At 73.0% G+C, this 17,411-nt stretch carries 20 protein-coding genes and 1 pseudogene; 8 read left to right on the top strand and 13 right to left on the bottom strand.

Going from position 1 to position 17,411, the window contains the following annotated elements; genetic code table 11:
* Window positions 1–20 precede the first annotated feature (20 nt).
* Window positions 21–218 (top strand): annotated as a pseudogene (locus CCN51_RS59110) (EamA family transporter); the annotation flags it as partial.
* A 30-nt stretch (window positions 219–248) separates the two neighbouring features.
* Here CCN51_RS59110 and CCN51_RS56875 read toward each other — a convergent pair.
* On the bottom strand, window positions 249–1,079 hold the full coding sequence (locus tag CCN51_RS56875; protein ID WP_014181399.1) for an alpha/beta fold hydrolase: 831 nt from the start codon (window positions 1,077–1,079) through the stop codon (window positions 249–251).
* A 139-nt stretch (window positions 1,080–1,218) separates the two neighbouring features.
* On the opposite strand from CCN51_RS56875, the gene CCN51_RS01600 reads away from it, so the two are divergent.
* A complete protein-coding gene (locus CCN51_RS01600; protein ID WP_014181400.1) occupies window positions 1,219–2,142 on the top strand; it encodes an RNA polymerase sigma-70 factor in 924 nt (307 codons plus the stop codon).
* Here CCN51_RS01600 and CCN51_RS01595 read toward each other — a convergent pair.
* Window positions 2,136–2,915 (bottom strand): SDR family NAD(P)-dependent oxidoreductase, encoded by a 780-nt coding sequence (locus CCN51_RS01595; protein ID WP_014181401.1) that lies wholly within the window; start codon window positions 2,913–2,915, stop codon window positions 2,136–2,138. The genes CCN51_RS01600 and CCN51_RS01595 overlap by 7 nt on opposite strands.
* Before the next feature lie 134 nt (window positions 2,916–3,049).
* Here CCN51_RS01595 and CCN51_RS01590 point away from each other — a divergent pair, with 134 nt between their 5' ends.
* Entirely contained in the window at window positions 3,050–3,793 is a 744-nt protein-coding gene (locus CCN51_RS01590; protein ID WP_014181402.1) for a GntR family transcriptional regulator, read from the top strand.
* Window positions 3,794–3,796: 3 nt separating this feature from the next.
* On the opposite strand, the gene CCN51_RS01585 is transcribed toward CCN51_RS01590, so the two are convergent.
* The 8 genes from CCN51_RS01585 to CCN51_RS01550 all read right to left on the bottom strand — a co-directional run bounded on the left by CCN51_RS01585 (window position 3,797) and on the right by CCN51_RS01550 (window position 11,510).
* Window positions 3,797–5,359 carry a PH domain-containing protein gene (locus CCN51_RS01585; RefSeq protein ID WP_014181403.1) on the bottom strand — a complete coding sequence of 521 codons (1,563 nt, stop codon included), beginning with the start codon at window positions 5,357–5,359 and terminating at the stop codon, window positions 3,797–3,799.
* A 39-nt stretch (window positions 5,360–5,398) separates the two neighbouring features.
* Window positions 5,399–6,370, bottom strand: a complete 972-nt coding sequence (locus CCN51_RS01580; protein WP_014181404.1) for an aminoglycoside phosphotransferase family protein — start codon at window positions 6,368–6,370, stop codon at window positions 5,399–5,401.
* Between the two features lie 62 nt (window positions 6,371–6,432).
* A complete protein-coding gene (locus CCN51_RS01575; RefSeq protein WP_014181405.1) occupies window positions 6,433–6,918 on the bottom strand; it encodes an SRPBCC family protein in 486 nt (161 codons plus the stop codon).
* Window positions 6,915–7,289, bottom strand: coding sequence for an ArsR/SmtB family transcription factor (locus CCN51_RS01570; RefSeq protein WP_043488060.1), 375 nt, complete (start codon window positions 7,287–7,289; stop codon window positions 6,915–6,917). Before CCN51_RS01570 ends, CCN51_RS01575 begins: the two co-directional genes overlap by 4 nt.
* A gap of 48 nt (window positions 7,290–7,337) precedes the next feature.
* Window positions 7,338–8,060, bottom strand: a complete 723-nt coding sequence (locus CCN51_RS01565; protein WP_143675702.1) for an SMI1/KNR4 family protein — start codon at window positions 8,058–8,060, stop codon at window positions 7,338–7,340.
* A gap of 25 nt (window positions 8,061–8,085) precedes the next feature.
* Complete coding sequence (locus CCN51_RS01560; protein WP_014181408.1) at window positions 8,086–9,396, bottom strand: ROK family protein; 1,311 nt, start codon at window positions 9,394–9,396, stop codon at window positions 8,086–8,088.
* A gap of 67 nt (window positions 9,397–9,463) precedes the next feature.
* Entirely contained in the window at window positions 9,464–10,117 is a 654-nt protein-coding gene (locus tag CCN51_RS01555) for a response regulator (RefSeq protein ID WP_014181409.1), read from the bottom strand.
* A 52-nt stretch (window positions 10,118–10,169) separates the two neighbouring features.
* On the bottom strand, window positions 10,170–11,510 hold the full coding sequence (locus CCN51_RS01550; protein ID WP_014181410.1) for a sensor histidine kinase: 1,341 nt from the start codon (window positions 11,508–11,510) through the stop codon (window positions 10,170–10,172).
* Window positions 11,511–11,610: 100 nt separating this feature from the next.
* On the opposite strand from CCN51_RS01550, the gene CCN51_RS01545 reads away from it, so the two are divergent.
* The 3 genes from CCN51_RS01545 to CCN51_RS01535 all read left to right on the top strand — a co-directional run bounded on the left by CCN51_RS01545 (window position 11,611) and on the right by CCN51_RS01535 (window position 13,819).
* Window positions 11,611–12,549 (top strand): ATP-binding cassette domain-containing protein, encoded by a 939-nt coding sequence (locus CCN51_RS01545; RefSeq protein ID WP_043492417.1) that lies wholly within the window; start codon window positions 11,611–11,613, stop codon window positions 12,547–12,549.
* 6 nt (window positions 12,550–12,555) lie between these two features.
* Entirely contained in the window at window positions 12,556–13,278 is a 723-nt protein-coding gene (locus CCN51_RS01540) for an ABC-2 transporter permease (protein WP_014181412.1), read from the top strand.
* A 100-nt stretch (window positions 13,279–13,378) separates the two neighbouring features.
* The gene (locus tag CCN51_RS01535) at window positions 13,379–13,819 is read left to right on the top strand and encodes a hypothetical protein (protein ID WP_014181413.1); all 441 of its coding nucleotides are present in this window, start codon (window positions 13,379–13,381) and stop codon (window positions 13,817–13,819) included.
* A 70-nt stretch (window positions 13,820–13,889) separates the two neighbouring features.
* On the opposite strand, the gene mug is transcribed toward CCN51_RS01535, so the two are convergent.
* The 3 genes from mug to CCN51_RS01520 all read right to left on the bottom strand — a co-directional run bounded on the left by mug (window position 13,890) and on the right by CCN51_RS01520 (window position 16,754).
* On the bottom strand, window positions 13,890–14,438 hold the full coding sequence (gene mug, locus CCN51_RS01530) for a G/U mismatch-specific DNA glycosylase (RefSeq protein WP_086859189.1): 549 nt from the start codon (window positions 14,436–14,438) through the stop codon (window positions 13,890–13,892).
* 19 nt (window positions 14,439–14,457) lie between these two features.
* Entirely contained in the window at window positions 14,458–15,891 is a 1,434-nt protein-coding gene (gene purB / locus CCN51_RS01525; RefSeq protein WP_014181415.1) for an adenylosuccinate lyase, read from the bottom strand.
* Window positions 15,892–15,983: 92 nt separating this feature from the next.
* The gene (locus CCN51_RS01520; RefSeq protein WP_014181416.1) at window positions 15,984–16,754 is read right to left on the bottom strand and encodes an SGNH/GDSL hydrolase family protein; all 771 of its coding nucleotides are present in this window, start codon (window positions 16,752–16,754) and stop codon (window positions 15,984–15,986) included.
* 81 nt (window positions 16,755–16,835) lie between these two features.
* Between CCN51_RS01520 and CCN51_RS01515 the strand changes: the two genes are divergently transcribed.
* Window positions 16,836–17,042 carry a hypothetical protein gene (locus CCN51_RS01515; RefSeq protein WP_014181417.1) on the top strand — a complete coding sequence of 69 codons (207 nt, stop codon included), beginning with the start codon at window positions 16,836–16,838 and terminating at the stop codon, window positions 17,040–17,042.
* Between the two features lie 134 nt (window positions 17,043–17,176).
* Complete coding sequence (locus CCN51_RS01510) at window positions 17,177–17,398, top strand: hypothetical protein (RefSeq protein ID WP_014181418.1); 222 nt, start codon at window positions 17,177–17,179, stop codon at window positions 17,396–17,398.
* The last annotated feature ends 13 nt before the right edge of the window (window positions 17,399–17,411 follow it).

Here is a 17,411-nt window from a genome sequence, read left to right as displayed (position 1 = left end):
CGCCGGACGGCGGGGAGACGGTGGCGCTGCTGTGGCAGGCGGCCGTGGTGACCGTCGTCGGCTTCGTGTGCTGGTACGTCGGCGTCCAGCGGATCGGCGCCGAGCGGGCCACGCTGTTCTCGGGCCTGATCCCGGTCTCCGCCGCCGCGACCGCACCGCTCGTCGGCACGGGCGGCTACGGCCCGGCGCAGGCGGCCGGGAGCCTCCTGGTCGCCCTGGGCGTGGCCCTGGGCTCGAACCTGGTGGGGTCAGCGGCTCCCGTCCAGGATCACGCGGGCGACGAGGGCCGGGTCGTCGTTCATGGGGACGTGGCCGCAGCCGGGGAGGCGCACCAGCCGGGCGGCGGGGATCGTACGCTTGGCCCGGACACCCTGACGGGGCAGCAGCACTCGGTCGCGGGTGCCCCAGCCGATGGTGACGGGCACATCGGGGACGTCGTCCGCGAACACGACGCCGCGCCCGGACGCGAGGGTGGCCTCGAACCCGGTCGCCTCGCGCATGGCCCGCGCCTCGGCGACCACCGCCTGGGCTGAACGCCGCCCGGGCCGGGCGTAGATGGTGCCGGTCAGCGCCGCTCGCCCGGCCGCCGTCCGCGCGATCCGGCCGACCAGCGGCAGCGGTATCGCCCGGGCGGCGACCCGCATGGCCGTCAGCACCCCGAAGGCGTAGCGGCGTTCGGCCTCGTTCCAGAACCGCGCCGGGGCGAGCGCGGTGACCGACCGTACGAGCTTTCGGCGGCCGAGTTCGAGGGCGAGCAGCCCGCCGAGGGAGTTCCCCGCGATGTCCGGACGGTCGAGGTCGAGCGCTTCGAACAGCGCGGCGAGCACCGGTGCCATGTCGTCCAGGTCGTATCCGACGCCGTCCGGCAGCGCGGGGGACTCCCCGAAGCCGGGCAGGTCCACGGCCGTCACCTCGCGCTCGACGGCGAGGATGTCCAGCACCGGCTCCCAGGCCTGCCAGTGGTGTCCGATGCCGTGCAGCAGCACCAGGGGCCGGCCGGTGCCGCGCCGCTCGTAGACGACGCGCGCGGGCTGCGGCCCGGTGGGCGTGTCGATGGGGAAGGTGATGGTGGCGGCCATAGGGCGGCTCCTCGTCGGTTCCGGGCGACAGGCGTACTCGCGTACTCACGCGGTGAGTTACGAGACAGGATGTCAGCAGGTGTTACCCCTGGGTAGACCCGGTGCGGGCCAGGCCCCGGCCGGGTGGGATGATGGCCGCGTGGCCACTTCTGACACCGCGGCCGAGGCCGCGACGGACGTCTTCGAAGAGCACCGCTCCCTGCTGACCGGAGTGGCCTACCGCATGCTGGGCCGGGTGACGGACGCGGAGGACGTCGTCCAGGAGGCGTGGCTGCGCTGGTCCGGGGCCGACCGCGAGGCGGTGCGGGAACCCCGCGGCTATCTCGTACGGATCACCACCCGGCTCGCCATCGACCGGCTGCGGCAGGCGCAGGCCCGCCACGAGTCGTACGTCGGCCCGTGGCTGCCCGAGCCGATCGCCACCGACTTCGGCCACACCGTCCCGGACACCGCCGAGCGCGCGGTGCTCGTCGAGTCCGTCTCGCTGGCCGTGCTCGTGGTCCTGGAGTCGCTTTCCCCGCTGGAGCGCGCGGTGTTCGTGCTGCGCGAGGCCTTCGGCTTTCCGTACGGGGAGATCGCCACCGCCCTGGACCGTACGGAGGCGGCGGTGCGGCAACTGGCCGGGAGGGCGCGGCGCCATGTGGACGAGCGCAAGCCGCGGTTCGAGGTGGACCAGCGGCAGCGCCGCGATCTGACGGAGCGTTTCCTGGCCGCCGCGCAGGGCGGCGACCTCGAGGGGCTGCTCGCCCTGCTGGCGCCCGATGTCCGCCTCATCGGCGACACCGACGGCAAGTCCAAGGCGCCGCTGCGGATCATGGAGACGGCGGACAAGATCGCCCGCTTCCTCACGGCGGTGGGCCAGGACATCGCCGTCCCGGACCCGGAGCTGATCTTCACCGAGCTCAACGGCGGCCCCGCGATGATCCTGTTCTCGGCCGGCCGGCCCGACGCGGCCGTCTCCCTCGATGTCGCCGACGGCCGGATCCAGGCCGTTTACATCATGCGCAACCCCGACAAGCTGACACACCTGACGGAGTTGCGGCCCGGCGACGGCGGTCAGTGAACGGACAGCCCGCCGTCGACGAAGAGCGCCTGCCCGGTGACATAGGCCGAGGCGCGGCTCGCCAGGAACACCGCCGCGCCCGCGAAGTCCTCGGCCAGGCCGTTGCGCCCGACCATCGTGCGCGCGGCCAGCGCCGCCACCTGCTGGGGGTCGGCGGACAGCCGCGTGTTGAGCGGTGTCATCACGAACCCCGGCACCAGTGTGTTGCAGGTGACGCCGTACGGTGACCACGCCTCGGCCTGTGACCGGGCCAGCGACTCCAACGCCCCCTTGGAGACGCCGTACGCGCCGCTCTGCACAAACGCCCGGTGCGCCTGCTGGGAGGTGATGTGGATGATCCGCCCGAAGCCCCGTTCGGCCATCTTCGGGCCGAACCGCTGCCCCAGCAGATAGGGCGCCTCCAGGTTCACCGCCATCGTGGTGTCCCACACGTCCTCGCCGAGCTCGCTCATCGGGGGCCGCAGGTTGATCCCGGCGCTGTTGACGAGGATGTCGGGCTCCCCGAACGCCGCGACCGCCTCCTCGGCCGCCGCGCGCACTCCGTCACGCGTGCTCAGATCGGCGCTCACCCAGGCCGCACGGCAGCCATCCGCCTTCAGTTCCTCGATCGTGGCGGTCAGCTCCGCTTCCCTGCGCGCCACGACGACAACGCTCGCACCCGCGCGCGCCAGGGCCCCGGCGATGCCGCGGCCGATGCCTGAACTGCCGCCGGTCACCACGGCGACCTGGCCGTTCAGGGAGAACAGCCCGGAGAGATAGGAGTCTGAGGTCATGGCGGCATCCTAGGCGGCCCGTTGATTGGTCTTGACCAAGGCGGGGCGCCGCCTTATCGTCGCACTAGATACTGCAACAACCTTTAATAAAGAAACACACATATCAAGCACGCGGATCTGTTGTGGAGGACAGGGTGGGGACCACGCAGCTCGAAACGGTGCCGGAGCCCAAGTACTGGCACCTGAAGACCGTGCTCAGCGAAGCGCTCGACTCGGAGTTCGCGATCGGTGAGATCCTGCCCAACGAGCGTGAGCTCGCGGCCCGCTTCGGCGTGGCCCGCGCCACCCTCAGGCAGGCCCTCGAACAGCTCGAGCTGGAGGGCAGGCTGCAGCGCCGCCGGGGCGTCGGCACCACCGTCGCCCCGCCCCGTATGGGCGTCGCGGTCGGCGACCGGGCCCACAGCTGGGAGGATGCGGACGACGCGGCCTGGCAGCCCGTCGACAGCACAGAGGCGGAACCGCCCGCCGCGGTCGCCCGGCTCCTCGACGTACCGCCCGGGACCCTGGTGCACACCGTGCGCCGGACCCGTGTCAGCCACGGCCAGCCGATCGCCGCCGAGCTCCTCTACGTCCCGTCCGACTCCGTCGCCGGCCTCACCGCCATCGACACCCCGCCCGGCGCCCCGCGCGCCCGCGCGGTCCTGCGCGAACTGCGCCGCGTCGCGCTCGAAGGCCGCGAGCAGTCCGTCGAACTGGGCTCCGCCCGCGCCGACGACGCCAAGCAACTGGACCGGCTGCCCGGCGCCCCCGTCCTCGTGGTCACCACCCGCTACACCGCGGCCGGCCACACGGTCGCCGTGGCCGTCGCCACCTACCGCGCCGACACCTGCCGCCTCACCTTCGGCGACGGTCCGGCCGTGGAACTCCTGGCGAGCTGACCGCTACCGGGCCTTCGCGGGGCCCAGCTCGCGGATGATACGGACCAGATCGTCCGGGGCGGCCGTGAGGCGCACCGGCTCGCCCGCGTCGTCGAGTTCGGCGATGTGCCAGCTCCGGGGGACGGTGTCGCCATCGCTGCCCCGGGCGCGCCGTACGCCCGCGACGCTGAGCCGTTCCACCGGTATCCGCTTCGCCGCGAACCGTCCCGGGCCGGGGTGGGGTGTCACCGCGGGCGGGCCGCCGCCGAGGACGATATGGGTGCCGAAGCCATGCGGGTTGTAGTCGGTGTGCTCCAGGAAGCGGGCGGCCAGAAACGCCTCCGTCTCCTGCTCGGCGGCACCATCGGTGACCTGGGTCTCGGCGGCACCTTCGGTGACGTCGGCCGCTGCGGGCGTACGGACCCGGGTGGCGCGCCAGGCCCAGATGAACAGGCCCACCGTGACCAGCGAGCCCGTGGCCGCCCAGATGATCGAGCCGGGGGAGGCCAGCAGGGTCGTGGGGTGGAGATAGCACAGCGGCAGCAACCACAGGGCCGTACCGGCGAGCGCTGCCGCGAACGGTACGGCCGACGGGAGGACTTCGTCATCCGGAAGCCGGCGCCCGCGCAGCCGCAGCAGCACCTGGGCTCCGGGGTAGCCCGCGGCGAGGACGAACACGGCCGCCATGACGGCCACTTCACCCGCTGCGGGGATATGCTCGCGCCACATATGGCCCGCTCCGGCGACCTCCCGCACCTGGCCGCGCCAGACGGTCAGCCGGACTCTGTCACCGGCCTCGAAATCCTCGGCCGCATCGCTCGACACCTCAAGCCGCTCCAGTGGCCGACTGCCGGTGAAGTACAGCCAACTGGGCTGCTTGAGCCCGTTGACGTCGGTCCGCGCGATCACGGCCGGCAGAGTTGTCAGGCATGTGTCGCGCTCGGTGGCGGGCGTCCGGGCGGTGCACGGGGTGGCGGACCGCCACGCCCGCTCGTCCGACACCATCCCCGGCACAAACCACGCGGCCACCCCCGCGCCCGCCACCAGCAGCGCACACAGGCTCAGTGACCCGGCCCAGCCGCGCCCGGCGGTGCGGTGCGAGACGACGGGGATGTGGTCCGACTCCGGGGCTCCGTAGCGGCGGTGCAGTGCGCGGAGCGCTTCCAGCTTCGCGTCGAAGTCCGGGTCCTGGGGCGACCAGCTCCGCGGCAGGGGCAGCAGCCGCTTGTGCCCGTCGCGCAGCAGCAGGCTGATGCGACGGGTCTCCTGGGCCCGGGGGGTGTTCGTGTACTTCAGATGTACGCGCAGGTCGGCGACGTCACCCCACGGCACGCTCCGGCGGCGCAGCAGCGTCCGCGTGTGCAGGCCGTGCGCGTCGGCGCTCACCCGGGCGGTGGCACCGCGCAGCGAGACGATGCCCACCAGCGCGAGCACCAGCCCGCCCGCCGACCACACCACATCCCAGCGCCCGCCCCAGAACACCAAGCGCACCACGGCCAGGCCCGCCCCGGCCGCCCCGAGCCCGACGAAGAACCACAGGGGGCGCTTCCAGGGAGAACGGCAGGTCACTTCCCAGGTGTCGGTCATGAATAAATCCTGCCACCGGCCGGGCCGCCCCGCACCGCCTCAAAGCCGCCGTCCCAGCCAGCGCAGCGAGGCGAGGCCCAATGCGGTCATCATGGCCACGATGTTGCGATCGGTGCCCGGTCCGGCCGAGGCGGCGGAGCGCAGCAGAAAACCGGCGTGCGCCGCCAGCACCGAGTCGACGTGGACGCGGTCGAGTGCGCGTATCAGCGGGTGGCTCTCGGCGATCGGCTGTGGATCCACGCCACTGAGGGATGCGCTGGAGAGCAGCGTGACGAGATCGCAGTGACGGGGCCCGATCCAGGCGTGCGGCCAGTCGACGACGAACACCCGGTCCGCGGTCAGCATGATGTTGAACGGGTACAGGTCTCCGTGCAGAAGTGTGTCGCCGTCCAGGGAGGCGTTCGCTTCCAGGGCGGCGAGTTCATCGAAGTGGCGGGCCGCCCACGGTGACAGTTTCTCAACCTTGGCCCGGGCGGCGGTGTCTTCGGCCAGGGCCGGCCACCCGCCGAGGCGCGGTTTGCTCAGGATCGCCGCCTCGACGGGTGATGGCGTCAGTGCCGTCGCCATATCGGTGACTGCCGCGATCACCCGGTCCAACTCGTCCGGCCGCCACGGCTGAGCGGGTAGGTGTCCCGGGATCTCCTCGAAGACCAGGACCACCCAGGTGCCGTCGTCGTAGGCTTCCAGCAGCCGTGGCGCCGGCGCCTCTGGGGGAAGCCGCCGCGAGACCGCGATCTCCCGGCGGTGGAAGTCCGCCACGGCCGGCGCCGTCGACGAGCTCGCCGCCTTGATGAACGCGCGTCGGCCGTCCGCCAGTCGCACCCGGGCGGCCAGCCCCTCGGAGAACCCGCCCGGCTGGCTGACAGCGGTGGCCACCGGGCTGCCGAGCAGCCGCTCGATCCGCGCGGTCAGCCCGCGTGGCATCGCCGCCCAGGCCATCCTCCGGCTGCCGGTGGCCGAAGGCAGGCCCGGGGCCGCCGGGGCGAGATCCGCGTCGGGATCGTGTGCCATGCTGGTCTACCTGTCTTCGACGTGGGCGACTGCGAGGCCGGATCGGATCGGGCCGTACCGGGTCAGTCGACGAGCAGGGCGTCCATCTGGCCGACCGCCTGCTGCAGGCCCTCGGCCATGCCCATCTCCAGCATCCGCTCCATCTGCTCCCGGGAGTCGTAGGCCGAGCGCAGCTCCATCCGGGTGCCGCCGTCGGTCTCGGTCAGCAGCACCTGCACGGTGGTGGTGGGCATGTCGGCGGCCGGTGTCCCGTCCGGGTTGGCGAAGCCGTCGGTGAACTCCAGGGACGTCGGCGGGTTGACCGAGGTGATGCGCCACCAGCCGTGGTGCTTATCGCCTTCCGGGCCGGTCATGAAGTAGGCGACTTCTCCGCCCGGGGTCAGATCGTGCTGCTCCATGGTGGCCGGGTAGGTCGGCGGTCCCCACCAGCGCTCCAGCTGCCGCGGGTCGGCCCACAGCCGCCACACCCGTTCGACCGGCGCGGTGAAGTCGGCGATCAGGGTGAGGGTCAGACTGTCGAAGTCCTTGTCCAGGCTGGTGACACTCATCGGTCTCGTCCTTCCGTCGGGTTGTTGTCCTGGGGGTCGGAGTCCTCGGCGAGCAGGCCGGCCATCCGGTTCACTCGCCCGCGCCAGGCCGTCTCGAGCTCGTCGAGCACCTGCCGCGCGCGGACTATGGCCTCCGGGTCGGTCCGCACCAGCTGCTCCCGTCCGCGGCGCTGCTTGGTGACCAGCCCGGCCCGTTCCAGTACCGCCACATGCTTCTGCACCGCGGCGAAGCTCATGGGGTAGACCTCGGCCAGCCGTGACACCGACAGCTCGCCCCGTACACAGCGGTGGAGGATGTTGCGCCGGGTGGCGTCGGCCAGCGCGTGGAACAGGCGGTCCACGGTCTCGTCGGTCGATTCATCTACAACCATTTGGTTGTAGGTTAGCTCTGTGGACCACGCGGCGCAAGGCCGCTCGAGTCAGGTCCGGTCGGAGGCGAACTTGAGGCGTGGCGGGGGCTCGGTCGTCTCGTCCCAGGCGCGGCGCTCCGCGTGGTCGAGCCAGTCCAGATACCACTCCGCGAACGACACATGCCCCGTTCTGCCACGCGGTTCGACCGGGGCGACGCCCTCGCCGAGGGCCCGTATGTCGTCCCACATGGTGCCGCTCAGGGGGCCGGTGACCACGAGGAGCGAGTAGTACGCGCAGCCCTGGTCGCTGATGCACAGGGTGCCCTCGGTCACGGCGTCGAGCAGTTCGTCGTGGCGGGCGTCCCAGGCGGCGTAGGTGGCGGCGAAGGTGTCGTCGTCCTGGCCGTCGGTCCCCCGCGGCTCGGCGCACATGTGCTCGTCGAGCTCGGCCGAGAGCTCGGGGCGGAACGGCAGCGCGCAGTGGCCGGTGGCGGGCGGAGTGTCGGGGCCGGGGGGTTTCATCGGGAACAGCCCGTAGTAGGGGCCCGCGCCACCGGCGCCCACCTCCAGGAGGAACGTACGGTACTCCTCGGGCAGTTCGGTCCCCAGCCGCCGCTCCACCGCCCCCAACTGCTCCTCGGTGAGGACGGGCAGCAGCTCGAAGTTGTGGCCGTGGTCGGGGAAGTCGGCGCCGAACACCGCCCACCACCGCGGCGCCTTGCGCAGCGCGAGCACACGCTCCCGCACCCCTGCCCAGGTCCCGCCCATCGCCCCTCCTCGGGAATCCAGCACGGCCACCACCGTACGCCGATGAGACTCAGCGCCCCCCGCGGCGGGTGGTGACCGTGGACTCCACGGCGAAAAGCTCCTCTTCCACATGGTCGAGGGCCAGCCGGAGCGCGCCGGTCACCACGGCCGCCTCGCCGAGCAGGGACTGGGCGACCTGGGGCGGGCGGAGGCAATAGCGGGCGAGTTCGTCGCGCAGGGGGTCGAGGATGCCGTCGAGCCCTGAGGCCCAGCCGCCGACCACGACGACCTCCGGGTCGAGGGCCTGGACGAGGGCCGCCACATCGTGGACGAGGCGGCGGATGAAGCGGTCGACGGCCGCGCGGGCGCGGGTGTCCCCGGCGCGGGCGAGGGCGAAGACCCGGGCGACCTGGTCCTCGTCGAGGGGGTTGAGCGGTTCGCCGGTCGTGGAGAGCATTTCTTCCGGGGTGGCCTCGCGGCCCAGCAGATGGAGGGCGCCGATCTCGCCCGCGGCGCCGCCGAAGCCGCGGTGGAGCCGGCCGCCGATCAGCGAGCCGGCGCCGGGGCTCAGGCCCGCCACGACATAGACGACGTCGTCGGAGCCGACGGCCGCGCCCTTCCAGTGTTCGGCCACGGCGGCGGTGTTGGCGTCGTTCTCGACGAGCACCGGGCAGCGGAAGGAGCGCCGCAGCCGCTCCCCGAGGCGCAGACCCGTCCAGCCGGGGAGGGCCGTACACAGGTGGACGGTGCCGTCGGCGTCCACGATGCCCGGGCTGCCGACACCCACCGCCCGCAGCGAGTAGCGCGCCACGCCGGCCCGGCGCAGCAGGTCGGCGACGGCGGTACGGACCCGGTCCAGGCGCTCGTCGGCCGACGCCTTCTCGGACACTTCCCGCACCGTGGAGCCGAGCGGACGGCCGTCGAGGTCCGTCAGCAGGGCGCCGACGCGGTGGGCGCCTATCTCGACGCCCAGCAGATGGCCGGCCTCTGCCCGGAAGCGGAAACGCCGGGCGGGGCGCCCCTGGCGGCGGACACCGCCCTCTTCCGCGGGCACCTCCACCACCAGGCCGTCGGCGGTCAGCCCCTCGACCACGCCCTCGACGGTGGGGCGGGACAGGCCGGTCACCCGGGTCAGATCGGTGAGGGTGGCGCAGCCGGGTGCTGCCCGGTCGACCCCGCGGTCGGCGCCACGGTCCGCTCCACGGTCGTCGGCGCGGTCGGCGCCACGGTCGTCGGCGCGATTGGCCCCGCCGTCGGGGTCCGTGCCGTCGCCGGGGTCCTGGACGTCGGGGGAGACGGTCGCCGCGCGCAGCGCGTGCAGGACGACGGCGGAGTTGATGCGCCGCAGCAGGGACGGATCCCCGCCGGTGAGCCGCCCCACGTGGGCCTCCCTACTGTGCGTGTCTGCCGGATCGTAGCCGCTGGACGGGGGCGCGGCGAGAGTCCCGTCAGCCGGGCACCACGAACCCCGACTCGTACGCCGCGATCACCGCCTGGGTGCGGTCCCGCGCGCCCAGTTTCGCGAGCACCGCGCTGACGTGTGTTTTGACGGTCTCGGCGCCGATGACGAGATGGCCGGCGATCTCGGCGTTCGTCAGGCCGCGGGCCATCAGCCGCAACACCTCCGCCTCGCGTTCGGTGAGCGCCGCCCGGTCCATCGCCTCGCGGGCGCGCTTGTTGCCGCCGCGGGCCGCGGCGAAGGACCGTACGGCCGCCGGGAACAGCAGCGACTCGCCCTCCGCGGCCAGGCGCACCGCGTGCACGATCTCGGCGGGGCGGGCGCGCTTGAGCAGGAAGCCGTCCGCGCCGGCGCGCAGCGCCTCGTAGACGTACTCGTCGTTCTCGAAGGTCGTGACGACCAGGATCCGGGGTGGGTCGGGGACCGCCCGCAGCACGGCGCGGGTCGCCTCGATGCCGTCGAGCAGTGGCATCCGGACGTCCATCGCGACCACGTCCGGCCGCAGTTGCCGCACCAGTGGCACCACCGAGGCGCCGTCGGCGGCCTCGCCGATGACCCGGATGTCCGGCTGGGACTCCAGGATCGCGCGCAACCCGGCGCGCACCAGCTGCTCGTCGTCGACGAGGAGGACGCTGATCGACACCAGATCACCTTAATGCGCGTTTGCCGGTGTGCGTTCGGCCAGTCAATGTCCCTCAGGCCATGGTGTGCGCGCGGCTCCGGTCCGCCGGGAGGGTCACGCTCAGGCGCCATTCGCCCTCGTACGGGCCCGCCTCCGCCTCGCCGCCCAGCAGCGCCGCCCGCTCGCGGATGCCACGCAGGCCGCTGCCGAGGCCCGTGCCGACGGACGTCTCGCCCGGACGGCTCTGGTCCGGGCCCGGCAGGGGGTTGCGTACGTCGAGCCGCAGCAACCCCGTGTCCGCGGCGACATCGACCCGTACGGCCACCGGCACCGGGCCCGCGTGCCGCAACACATTCGTCAGCGCCTCCTGGAGGATGCGGTAGCCCTCGCGGGACACCGGGCCGGGCAGCTCCTCCAGCGGGCCGGACACCTTCGCGTCGAGCGTCGAGCCCGCCGCCCGCGCCGACTCCAGCAGGCGCTCGGCGTCGGTGAGGCCGGGGCGGTCGGCCGGGCCCCGCGCGGTGTCCTCGCGCAGCAGCCGCAGCACCCGCTCCAGATCCTCCAGCGCATGCCGCCCGGTCTCCTCGATCGCGGCCAGGGCGCGGTCCGTGAACTCCGCCGAGCCCGCCGCCCGCGCCGCGCCCGCCTGCACCACGGCGACCGTGAGCGCGTGTCCGATGGAGTCGTGCAACTCGCGGGCGAGCCGGTTGTGTTCCAGCAACCGCTCCGTACGCTCCTCCAGCGCGGCCAGCCGCTCCGCGGCCGACGGGCCCAGCAGGCGGGTCGCGGCCGCCGTCATCAGGCTCCCGGCGGCCACGACCAGGGCCATCAGGGCGGCCAGGGGGAGCGGGGCGAGCAGCGCGTACCACCAGTGGTGGCCGCCGATCCGTACGCCCATGACCACCGTGGATGTGCCCTGGGACGCCGCGGAGACCAGCGCCCCCGTCAGGGCGGGCAGTTGGACGCTCAGCAGCGCCGTCAGACAGCCCGCCTCCAGCCGCAGGACCAGCCACAGCGCGGTACGCCCCCGGTCGCCCCAGGACGCGGACGGCGCGGCCGCGATCCTCGGGGCGAGGTGGCCCTGCTGGTGGCGCGCATGCTCTCCGGGGGTCAGCAGCAGGCGTGCCTGCAACCCCTCCGCCAGCCGGGTGGCCGGCACCATCGCGACGGCGACCAGCGGCAGCACCGGCAGCACGGGCAGCCACAGCATGTCGGCGGGGCGGAGGCCGAAGAGCCCCGGGTAGACCAAACCGCACACCGCCGCCACCACGGCCCCCATCAGCAGATGCAGCCAGCGCGTATAGGTGACCGCCCGGGTCAGCGGGGCGACGACGGTCCGTGCGGCGCGCGGGACGCGGGTGGCGAGGGCGGTGAGGGCGGTGAGGGCAGTGGGCGATGTCGACACGTCGACCATCGTGCCCTGCCCCCCACTTCCGCGCCCTCCCCCGCGCGGGGGAGCACGACCCCGCTCGCGGGGGAAGCCACGGCCGAGCAGGCACGGGACCGTGGAGACCATGATCACCGCGACGTCGATCGACGTACATGAACTCACCAAGGACTACGGGGCGGTGCGCGCCGCGGACGGACTGACCTTCCGGGTGGAACCCGGCCGGGTCACCGGCTTCCTCGGCCCCAACGGCGCCGGCAAGTCCACCACCATGCGGATCGTGCTCGGCCTGGACCGGCCGGACTCCGGCACCGCGACCGTCGGCGGCCGCCCGTACCGCGCGTACGACGAGCCGCTGCGCCACGTCGGCGCGCTGCTGGACGCGGGCGCCGCCCACGGCGCCCGCACCGCCCGGGACCACCTGCTCTGCCTGGCGCTCAGCAACCGCGTCCCCGCGAGCCGGGTCGACGAGGTGCTGGAGGAGTCGGGGCTGGCCTCGGCCGCGAAGCGGCGCGTCCGGACCTTCTCGCTCGGTATGCGGCAGCGGCTCGGCATCGCGGCGGCGCTGCTCGGCGACCCGCCGGTGCTGATGCTCGACGAACCGGCCAACGGGCTCGACCCCGAGGGCATCATCTGGATCCGTACGCTCATGAAAAGGCTGGCCGGGGAGGGCCGCACCGTCCTGGTCTCCAGCCATCTCATGGCCGAGACCGCGCTGACCGCCGATCACCTCGTCGTGCTCGGGCGGGGCAGGCTGCTCGCCGATATGTCCATGGACGCGTTCATCAAGGAGCACAGCCGACCGCGGGTACGGGTGCGCACCACCGAGCCGCAGCGGCTGCGCTCGGAGCTGACCCGCGCGGGGCTGACCGCGGAACCGGACGGGCCGGACCTCTGGGCGGTCGACGGGGCCACACCGGAGGAGGTCGGCACGCTCGCCGCCCGCCACGGCATCCCGCTCCTCGAACTGGCCGACGACAAGGCGTCCTTGGAGCAGGCGTATCTGCGGCTCACCGCGGACGAGGCGGAGTACACGGCGGCTAACACAGCGAAGCAGGAGGTTTGAGAGTCAATGTCAGTCAAAGCGGTGCTGCACTCCGAGTGGATGAAGATCCGCACCCTGCGATCCCTCTTGATCGCCCTCCTCGGCGGTCCGGTGGCCACCACCGCCATCTCGGCGCTGGTGAGCGCCACCGAAGATGGCAAGCGGAGCGACTTCGATCCGGTCTTCTCCTCCTTCTTCGGCCTGGCTTTCGGGCAGATCGCCGCCGTCAGCTTCGGCGTGCTCGCGGTGGGACACGAATACACCGGCGGAGGCATCCGCGTCTGGCTCGCCGCCGTCCCCCGGCGCGGCCTGTACTACGGGTGCAAGCTGACTGTCGTGGGCCTGTGCGCCCTGGCCGTCGGCCTGGTCACCGGATTCGCGTCGCTGCTCGTCAGCCAGGCGCTGCTCGGTGATAAGGGCGTGGGCCTGAACGCCCCGGGAGCGCTGCGCGCGGCGGTCGGCTGCGGGATCTATCTCGCCCTGCTGACGGTGCTGGCCTCGGGCGTCGCCGCCGTGCTGCGCAGCTCGGTGGGCACGTTGGCGGTGGTCGTGCCCATCGTCACCTTCCTCTCCCCGGTGTTCGGCGCCACATCCGCCACCAGGTTCCTCCCCGACCAGGCCGGTCAGCAGGTCCTGCACACCGCGCCCGAGGGTCCGTTGGGCGCGTGGACGGGGCTCGGGGTGCTGGCGCTGTACGCGGCGGCCGCGGTGTTCTGCGGCCGGCTGGCGGTCGAGCGCCGGGACGCCTGACGGGCGGCCAACTGCCCCGCCCCGCCCGACTGTCGCCCCTTGGCTGTCGGACCTCGCTTGTCAGACCTGGCTTGTCAGACCTCGCTTGTTTAATGAAGTCATGACCAGCACGGCGGACCATCTGGCGATCATCGACCTGCTGCGCGCCCGGGACTTCCCCGACCGGCGCGGTGTCGTCGGGGCCGTGGCCGGCGGCCCCGGCTTCCATGTCGCCGACCTCCGCGTCAGCGAGGACTTCTGGGACGCGGATCTGGAGCGCCTGATCGAGGTCGAGGAGGAGTTCGAGGCCGAGCTGCGGGCGCTGGTCCAGGTGCTGTCCTTACGCTGGGGCCAGCCCGAAGTCCTCGACCTGGCCGACCACTTGGAGCGCGACGCCATGGGCGAGCCGGTGCCGGAGCCGCTGCGGTCGCTGTGCGGCTATGTGGGGCGGGTGTACGGCTGGCGGACCGACGGGCGCTGGATAGGGCTCGGGATAGGGCAGGGGGACCGTGAACTGCCCCTGCAACTGGTCGCGGCGATAGGGGAGGCCGGCGTGCGCTGAACCGCTGTTGTCAGCCGTCAGCCGTCAGCCGTCAGCCGTCAGCCGTCAGCCGACGGTCGCCGGTCGGCCGTCAGCCGCCACCGTCGGCGTACGCGGCGGTGCGCAGCCGGCCGAACTCCTCGGCCATCGTGGCCAGGGTCCAGTGGGCGTTGAGCCCGCTGGGGTTGGGCAGCGCCCAGATCCGGGTCGTGCCGATGGTGCGCTCCTGCGGGCCGATCTTGGCCCGCTTGTCGCCGAAGGCGACCCGATACGCGGTCACCCCGGCGACGCCCAGCCACCGCGGGCGCAGCCGGGCGACCTTCTCCGCCAGGATCCGCCCGCCCTCGCGGTACTCCTCGTCGCTCAGCTCATCGGCCCGCGCGCTGGCGCGGGCGACCACATTGGTGATCCCCAGGCCGTACCCCAGCAGCTCCTGCTGTTCGGACGGCTGGAGCCGGCGCGGGGTGAAGCCGGAGGCGTGGAGGACGGGCCAGAACCGGTTGCCCGGGCGGGCGAAGTGGTGGCCGGTCGCGGCGGTCATCAGCCCGGGGTTGATGCCGCAGAAGAGCACACGGAGGCCGTCCGCGACCACGTCGGGCACGAGGCGGTCGCGGGCGGCTTCCAGTTCGGCGGGGGTCATCGCGGGGTGTCCGGCCAGGTCAGAGGATCGACCCGGGCGTGTACGCCGCCGCCTCCGGGTGGCGCTTGACGATCTCCTCGATCCGGGCGACCACGGCGGCGACCTGGTCGGCGGCCGCGCCCGTGAAGGACAGCTTGTCGGCCATCAGCGCGTCCAGCCGGCCGCGGTCCAGCGGGATCCGCTCGTCGGCGGCGAGCTTGTCGAGCAGTTCGTTGCGCTCGGCGCCCTGCTCGCGCATCGCGAGCGCCGAGGCGACCGCGTTCTCCTTGATGGCCTCGTGCGCCACCTCGCGGCCCACCCCGGCCCGCACCGCCCCCATCAGCACCTTCGTCGTCGCGAGGAAGGGGAGGTAGCGGTCCAGCTCACGGGCGATGACGGCGGGGAAGGCGCCGAACTCGTCGAGCACCGTCAGGAAGGTCTCCAGCAGCCCGTCGAAGGCGAAGAAGGCGTCCGGCAGCGCGACGCGGCGCACCACCGAGCAGGACACATCGCCCTCGTTCCACTGGTCGCCCGCCAGCTCGCCGGTCATCGAGGCATAGCCGCGCAGGATCACGGCGAGGCCGTTGACGCGCTCGCACGAGCGGGTGTTCATCTTGTGCGGCATGGCGGAGGAGCCGACCTGGCCGGGCTTGAAGCCCTCAGTCACCAGCTCGTGCCCGGCCATCAGCCGGATCGTCTTGGCGAGCGAGGAGGGGGCCGCGGCCAGCTGCACCAGCGCGGTGACCACCTCGTAGTCCAGCGAGCGCGGGTAGACCTGGCCGACGGAGGTGAAGACCTGCCCGAAGCCGAGGTGCCCGGCGATCCGCCGCTCCAGCTCGGCCAGCTTGACCGTGTCGCCGCCCAGCAGGTCCAGCATGTCCTGCGCGGTGCCGACCGGGCCCTTGATACCGCGCAGCGGGTAGCGGGCCAGCAGCTCCTCCAGCCGCCCGTAGGCCACCAGCAGCTCGTCGGCCGCGGTCGCGAAGCGCTTGCCGAGGGTCGTGGCCTGCGCCGCCACGTTGTGTGAGCGCCCGGCCATGACCAGCTCGGCGTGTTCGGCGGCCAGCTTCCCCAGCCGGGCCAGCGTCGCGACCGTACGGCCTTGGACCAGTTCCAGGGAGAGCCGGATCTGCAGCTGCTCCACGTTCTCGGTCAGATCGCGGGAGGTCATGCCCTTGTGGACGTGCTCATGCCCGGCGAGCGCGTTGAACTCCTCGATCCGCGCCTTCACATCGTGCCGGGTGACCTTCTCACGCTCGGCGATCGAGGCCAGATCGACGGTCTCCAGCACCCGCTCGTAGTCGGCGAGGGCGGCGTCCGGCACCTCGATCCCGAGGTCCTTCTGGGCGCGCAGCACGGCGAGCCACAGCCGCCGCTCCAGCGTCACCTTGTACTCGGGGGACCACAGGACGGCCAGCTCCGCCGAGGCGTAGCGGCCGGCCAGGACGTTCGGGATGCGCGGCTTACCAGTCACGGGCAGACAGTCTACTGGGCGTATACGCAGGCCAGCGCGGTGGTCATGGCGAGCCGCGGCCGGCTGCGGGTCAGCCCCGGTCAAGCTGCGGCTCAGCCCTCGTACGGCAGCAGCTCGGCCCGCTTCGGCGGGAGCCCGTCGCCCGAGGAGCGGCCCGTCAGCCGTCGGCCGATCCACGGCCCGAGGTGTTCGCGGGCGAAGCGCGCGTCCGAGGTGCGCCGGGCGACCCAGCCGGGCCGTACGGCGGGCGGCAGCGGCGCGTTCCAGTCGGCCTCCGGCTCGTGTCCCAGCGCCTGCCAGACGGCCTCGGCCACCCGGCGGTGCCCCTCGGTGTTCAGGTGCAGCCGGTCGTCCGCCCACATCCGCTGATCGCCCAGCGCCTCGGAGGCGAAGAGGTCCACGACGATCGCGCCGTGCCGCGCCGCCAGCTCGTCGATGAAGGAGAACAGCCGCTCCATCCGCGGCAGGAACCGCACCAGCACCGGCCCGCGCCGCCCCGGGCTGCGCATCAGCACCAGCTGTTTGCAGCTGGGCGCCAGCCGCCCCGCGGCCTCCTCCAGCAGCCCGCAGACCCGCTCCACATCGCATTTGGGCCGCAGCACGTCGTTCAGCCCGCCGACCAGCGTCACCAGGTCCGCGCCCATCGCCGCCGCCGGCTCCGTCTGCTCGTCGACGATCTGCCCGATGAGCTTGCCGCGCACCGCGAGGTTGGCGTAACGGAAACCGGGGGTGCGGGCCGCGAGGCGCGCCGCGAGCAGATCGGCCCAGCCCCGGTAGGAGCCGTCCGGCAGTCCGTCGGACATGCCCTCGGTGAAGGAGTCGCCGACGGCGACAAAGCTGGTGTGGGTGGTGTTCATCCGCATGGCGCGGGTGATCCTATCCCGCGGGAGCCCGCGGGTCCCCGCGGGCTGCGCACGGCGGCGGGCGCGCGCATGATGAGCCGCATGGGGATGATGACCAACATCTACTTCGAGGGCGGGGCGCGCAACGGCACGACCGCCAGCTGGAACCTGGAGCCGGGCGCGGACATCTACGACGACAACATCTTCCGGCCGCCCGAGCTCTACCGGCGGACCAGCAGGACGAAGGTCATCGGGCGGATCGAGTACACGATTTTCCGCTACGACCCCTCCGCCACCCGGCCCGCCTAAGGCGCACGCGAAACCCGGCCCGCGCGCACCCCGCGCGCCCGGCGGATCCCTCGGTTGGCTCGTGCCGGGTTCCGGATGGGGCGCATCGGGGCAGTCTGGTCGGCGTGGATGCCTTTGAATGCGACCGTACGACCATGGCCATCGTGGCCGCCGCGCTCGCCGACGACGGAGAGGGGGCCGTCGCCCTGCTGGACCCGCTGGAGCGGCGGGATGTGTGCAGAGTGGCCGTCCGGCTGGCCGCGATGGCCGCCGACGCGCTGCTGGCCGTGGCGGAGGAAGGGGGCGGGGGCAAGGCCGAGGCGCTGGCCCACTGGCAGGCGTGCATCATCGCGCACGAGTCACGGCGGGACGAGTGACGGGAGGCGGGGG

It is taken from the genome of Streptomyces milbemycinicus, from assembly GCF_002154605.1.
Classification (GTDB): domain Bacteria; phylum Actinomycetota; class Actinomycetes; order Streptomycetales; family Streptomycetaceae; genus Streptomyces; species Streptomyces milbemycinicus.
This window is presented reverse-complemented; position numbering and strand designations above follow the sequence as displayed.

Bases quoted from the DNA above. Each gene is read 5' to 3' on its own strand.
- CCN51_RS01540 (WP_014181412.1), top strand. From the start codon at position 12,556: ATGTCAGTCAAAGCGGTGCTGCACTCCGAGTGGATGAAGATCCGCACC.
- CCN51_RS01570 (WP_043488060.1), bottom strand. From the start codon at position 7,289: ATGGTTGTAGATGAATCGACCGACGAGACCGTGGACCGCCTGTTCCAC.
- CCN51_RS01545 (WP_043492417.1), top strand. From the start codon at position 11,611: ATGATCACCGCGACGTCGATCGACGTACATGAACTCACCAAGGACTAC.
- CCN51_RS01520 (WP_014181416.1), bottom strand. From the start codon at position 16,754: ATGCGGATGAACACCACCCACACCAGCTTTGTCGCCGTCGGCGACTCC.
- CCN51_RS01575 (WP_014181405.1), bottom strand. From the start codon at position 6,918: ATGAGTGTCACCAGCCTGGACAAGGACTTCGACAGTCTGACCCTCACC.
- CCN51_RS01550 (WP_014181410.1), bottom strand. From the start codon at position 11,510: ATGGTCGACGTGTCGACATCGCCCACTGCCCTCACCGCCCTCACCGCC.
- CCN51_RS01510 (WP_014181418.1), top strand. From the start codon at position 17,177: ATGGCCATCGTGGCCGCCGCGCTCGCCGACGACGGAGAGGGGGCCGTC.
- CCN51_RS01580 (WP_014181404.1), bottom strand. From the start codon at position 6,370: ATGGCACACGATCCCGACGCGGATCTCGCCCCGGCGGCCCCGGGCCTG.
- CCN51_RS01585 (WP_014181403.1), bottom strand. From the start codon at position 5,359: ATGACCGACACCTGGGAAGTGACCTGCCGTTCTCCCTGGAAGCGCCCC.
- CCN51_RS56875 (WP_014181399.1), bottom strand. From the start codon at position 1,079: ATGGCCGCCACCATCACCTTCCCCATCGACACGCCCACCGGGCCGCAG.
- CCN51_RS01535 (WP_014181413.1), top strand. From the start codon at position 13,379: ATGACCAGCACGGCGGACCATCTGGCGATCATCGACCTGCTGCGCGCC.
- mug (WP_086859189.1), bottom strand. From the start codon at position 14,438: ATGACCCCCGCCGAACTGGAAGCCGCCCGCGACCGCCTCGTGCCCGAC.
- CCN51_RS01595 (WP_014181401.1), bottom strand. From the start codon at position 2,915: ATGACCTCAGACTCCTATCTCTCCGGGCTGTTCTCCCTGAACGGCCAG.
- CCN51_RS01515 (WP_014181417.1), top strand. From the start codon at position 16,836: ATGGGGATGATGACCAACATCTACTTCGAGGGCGGGGCGCGCAACGGC.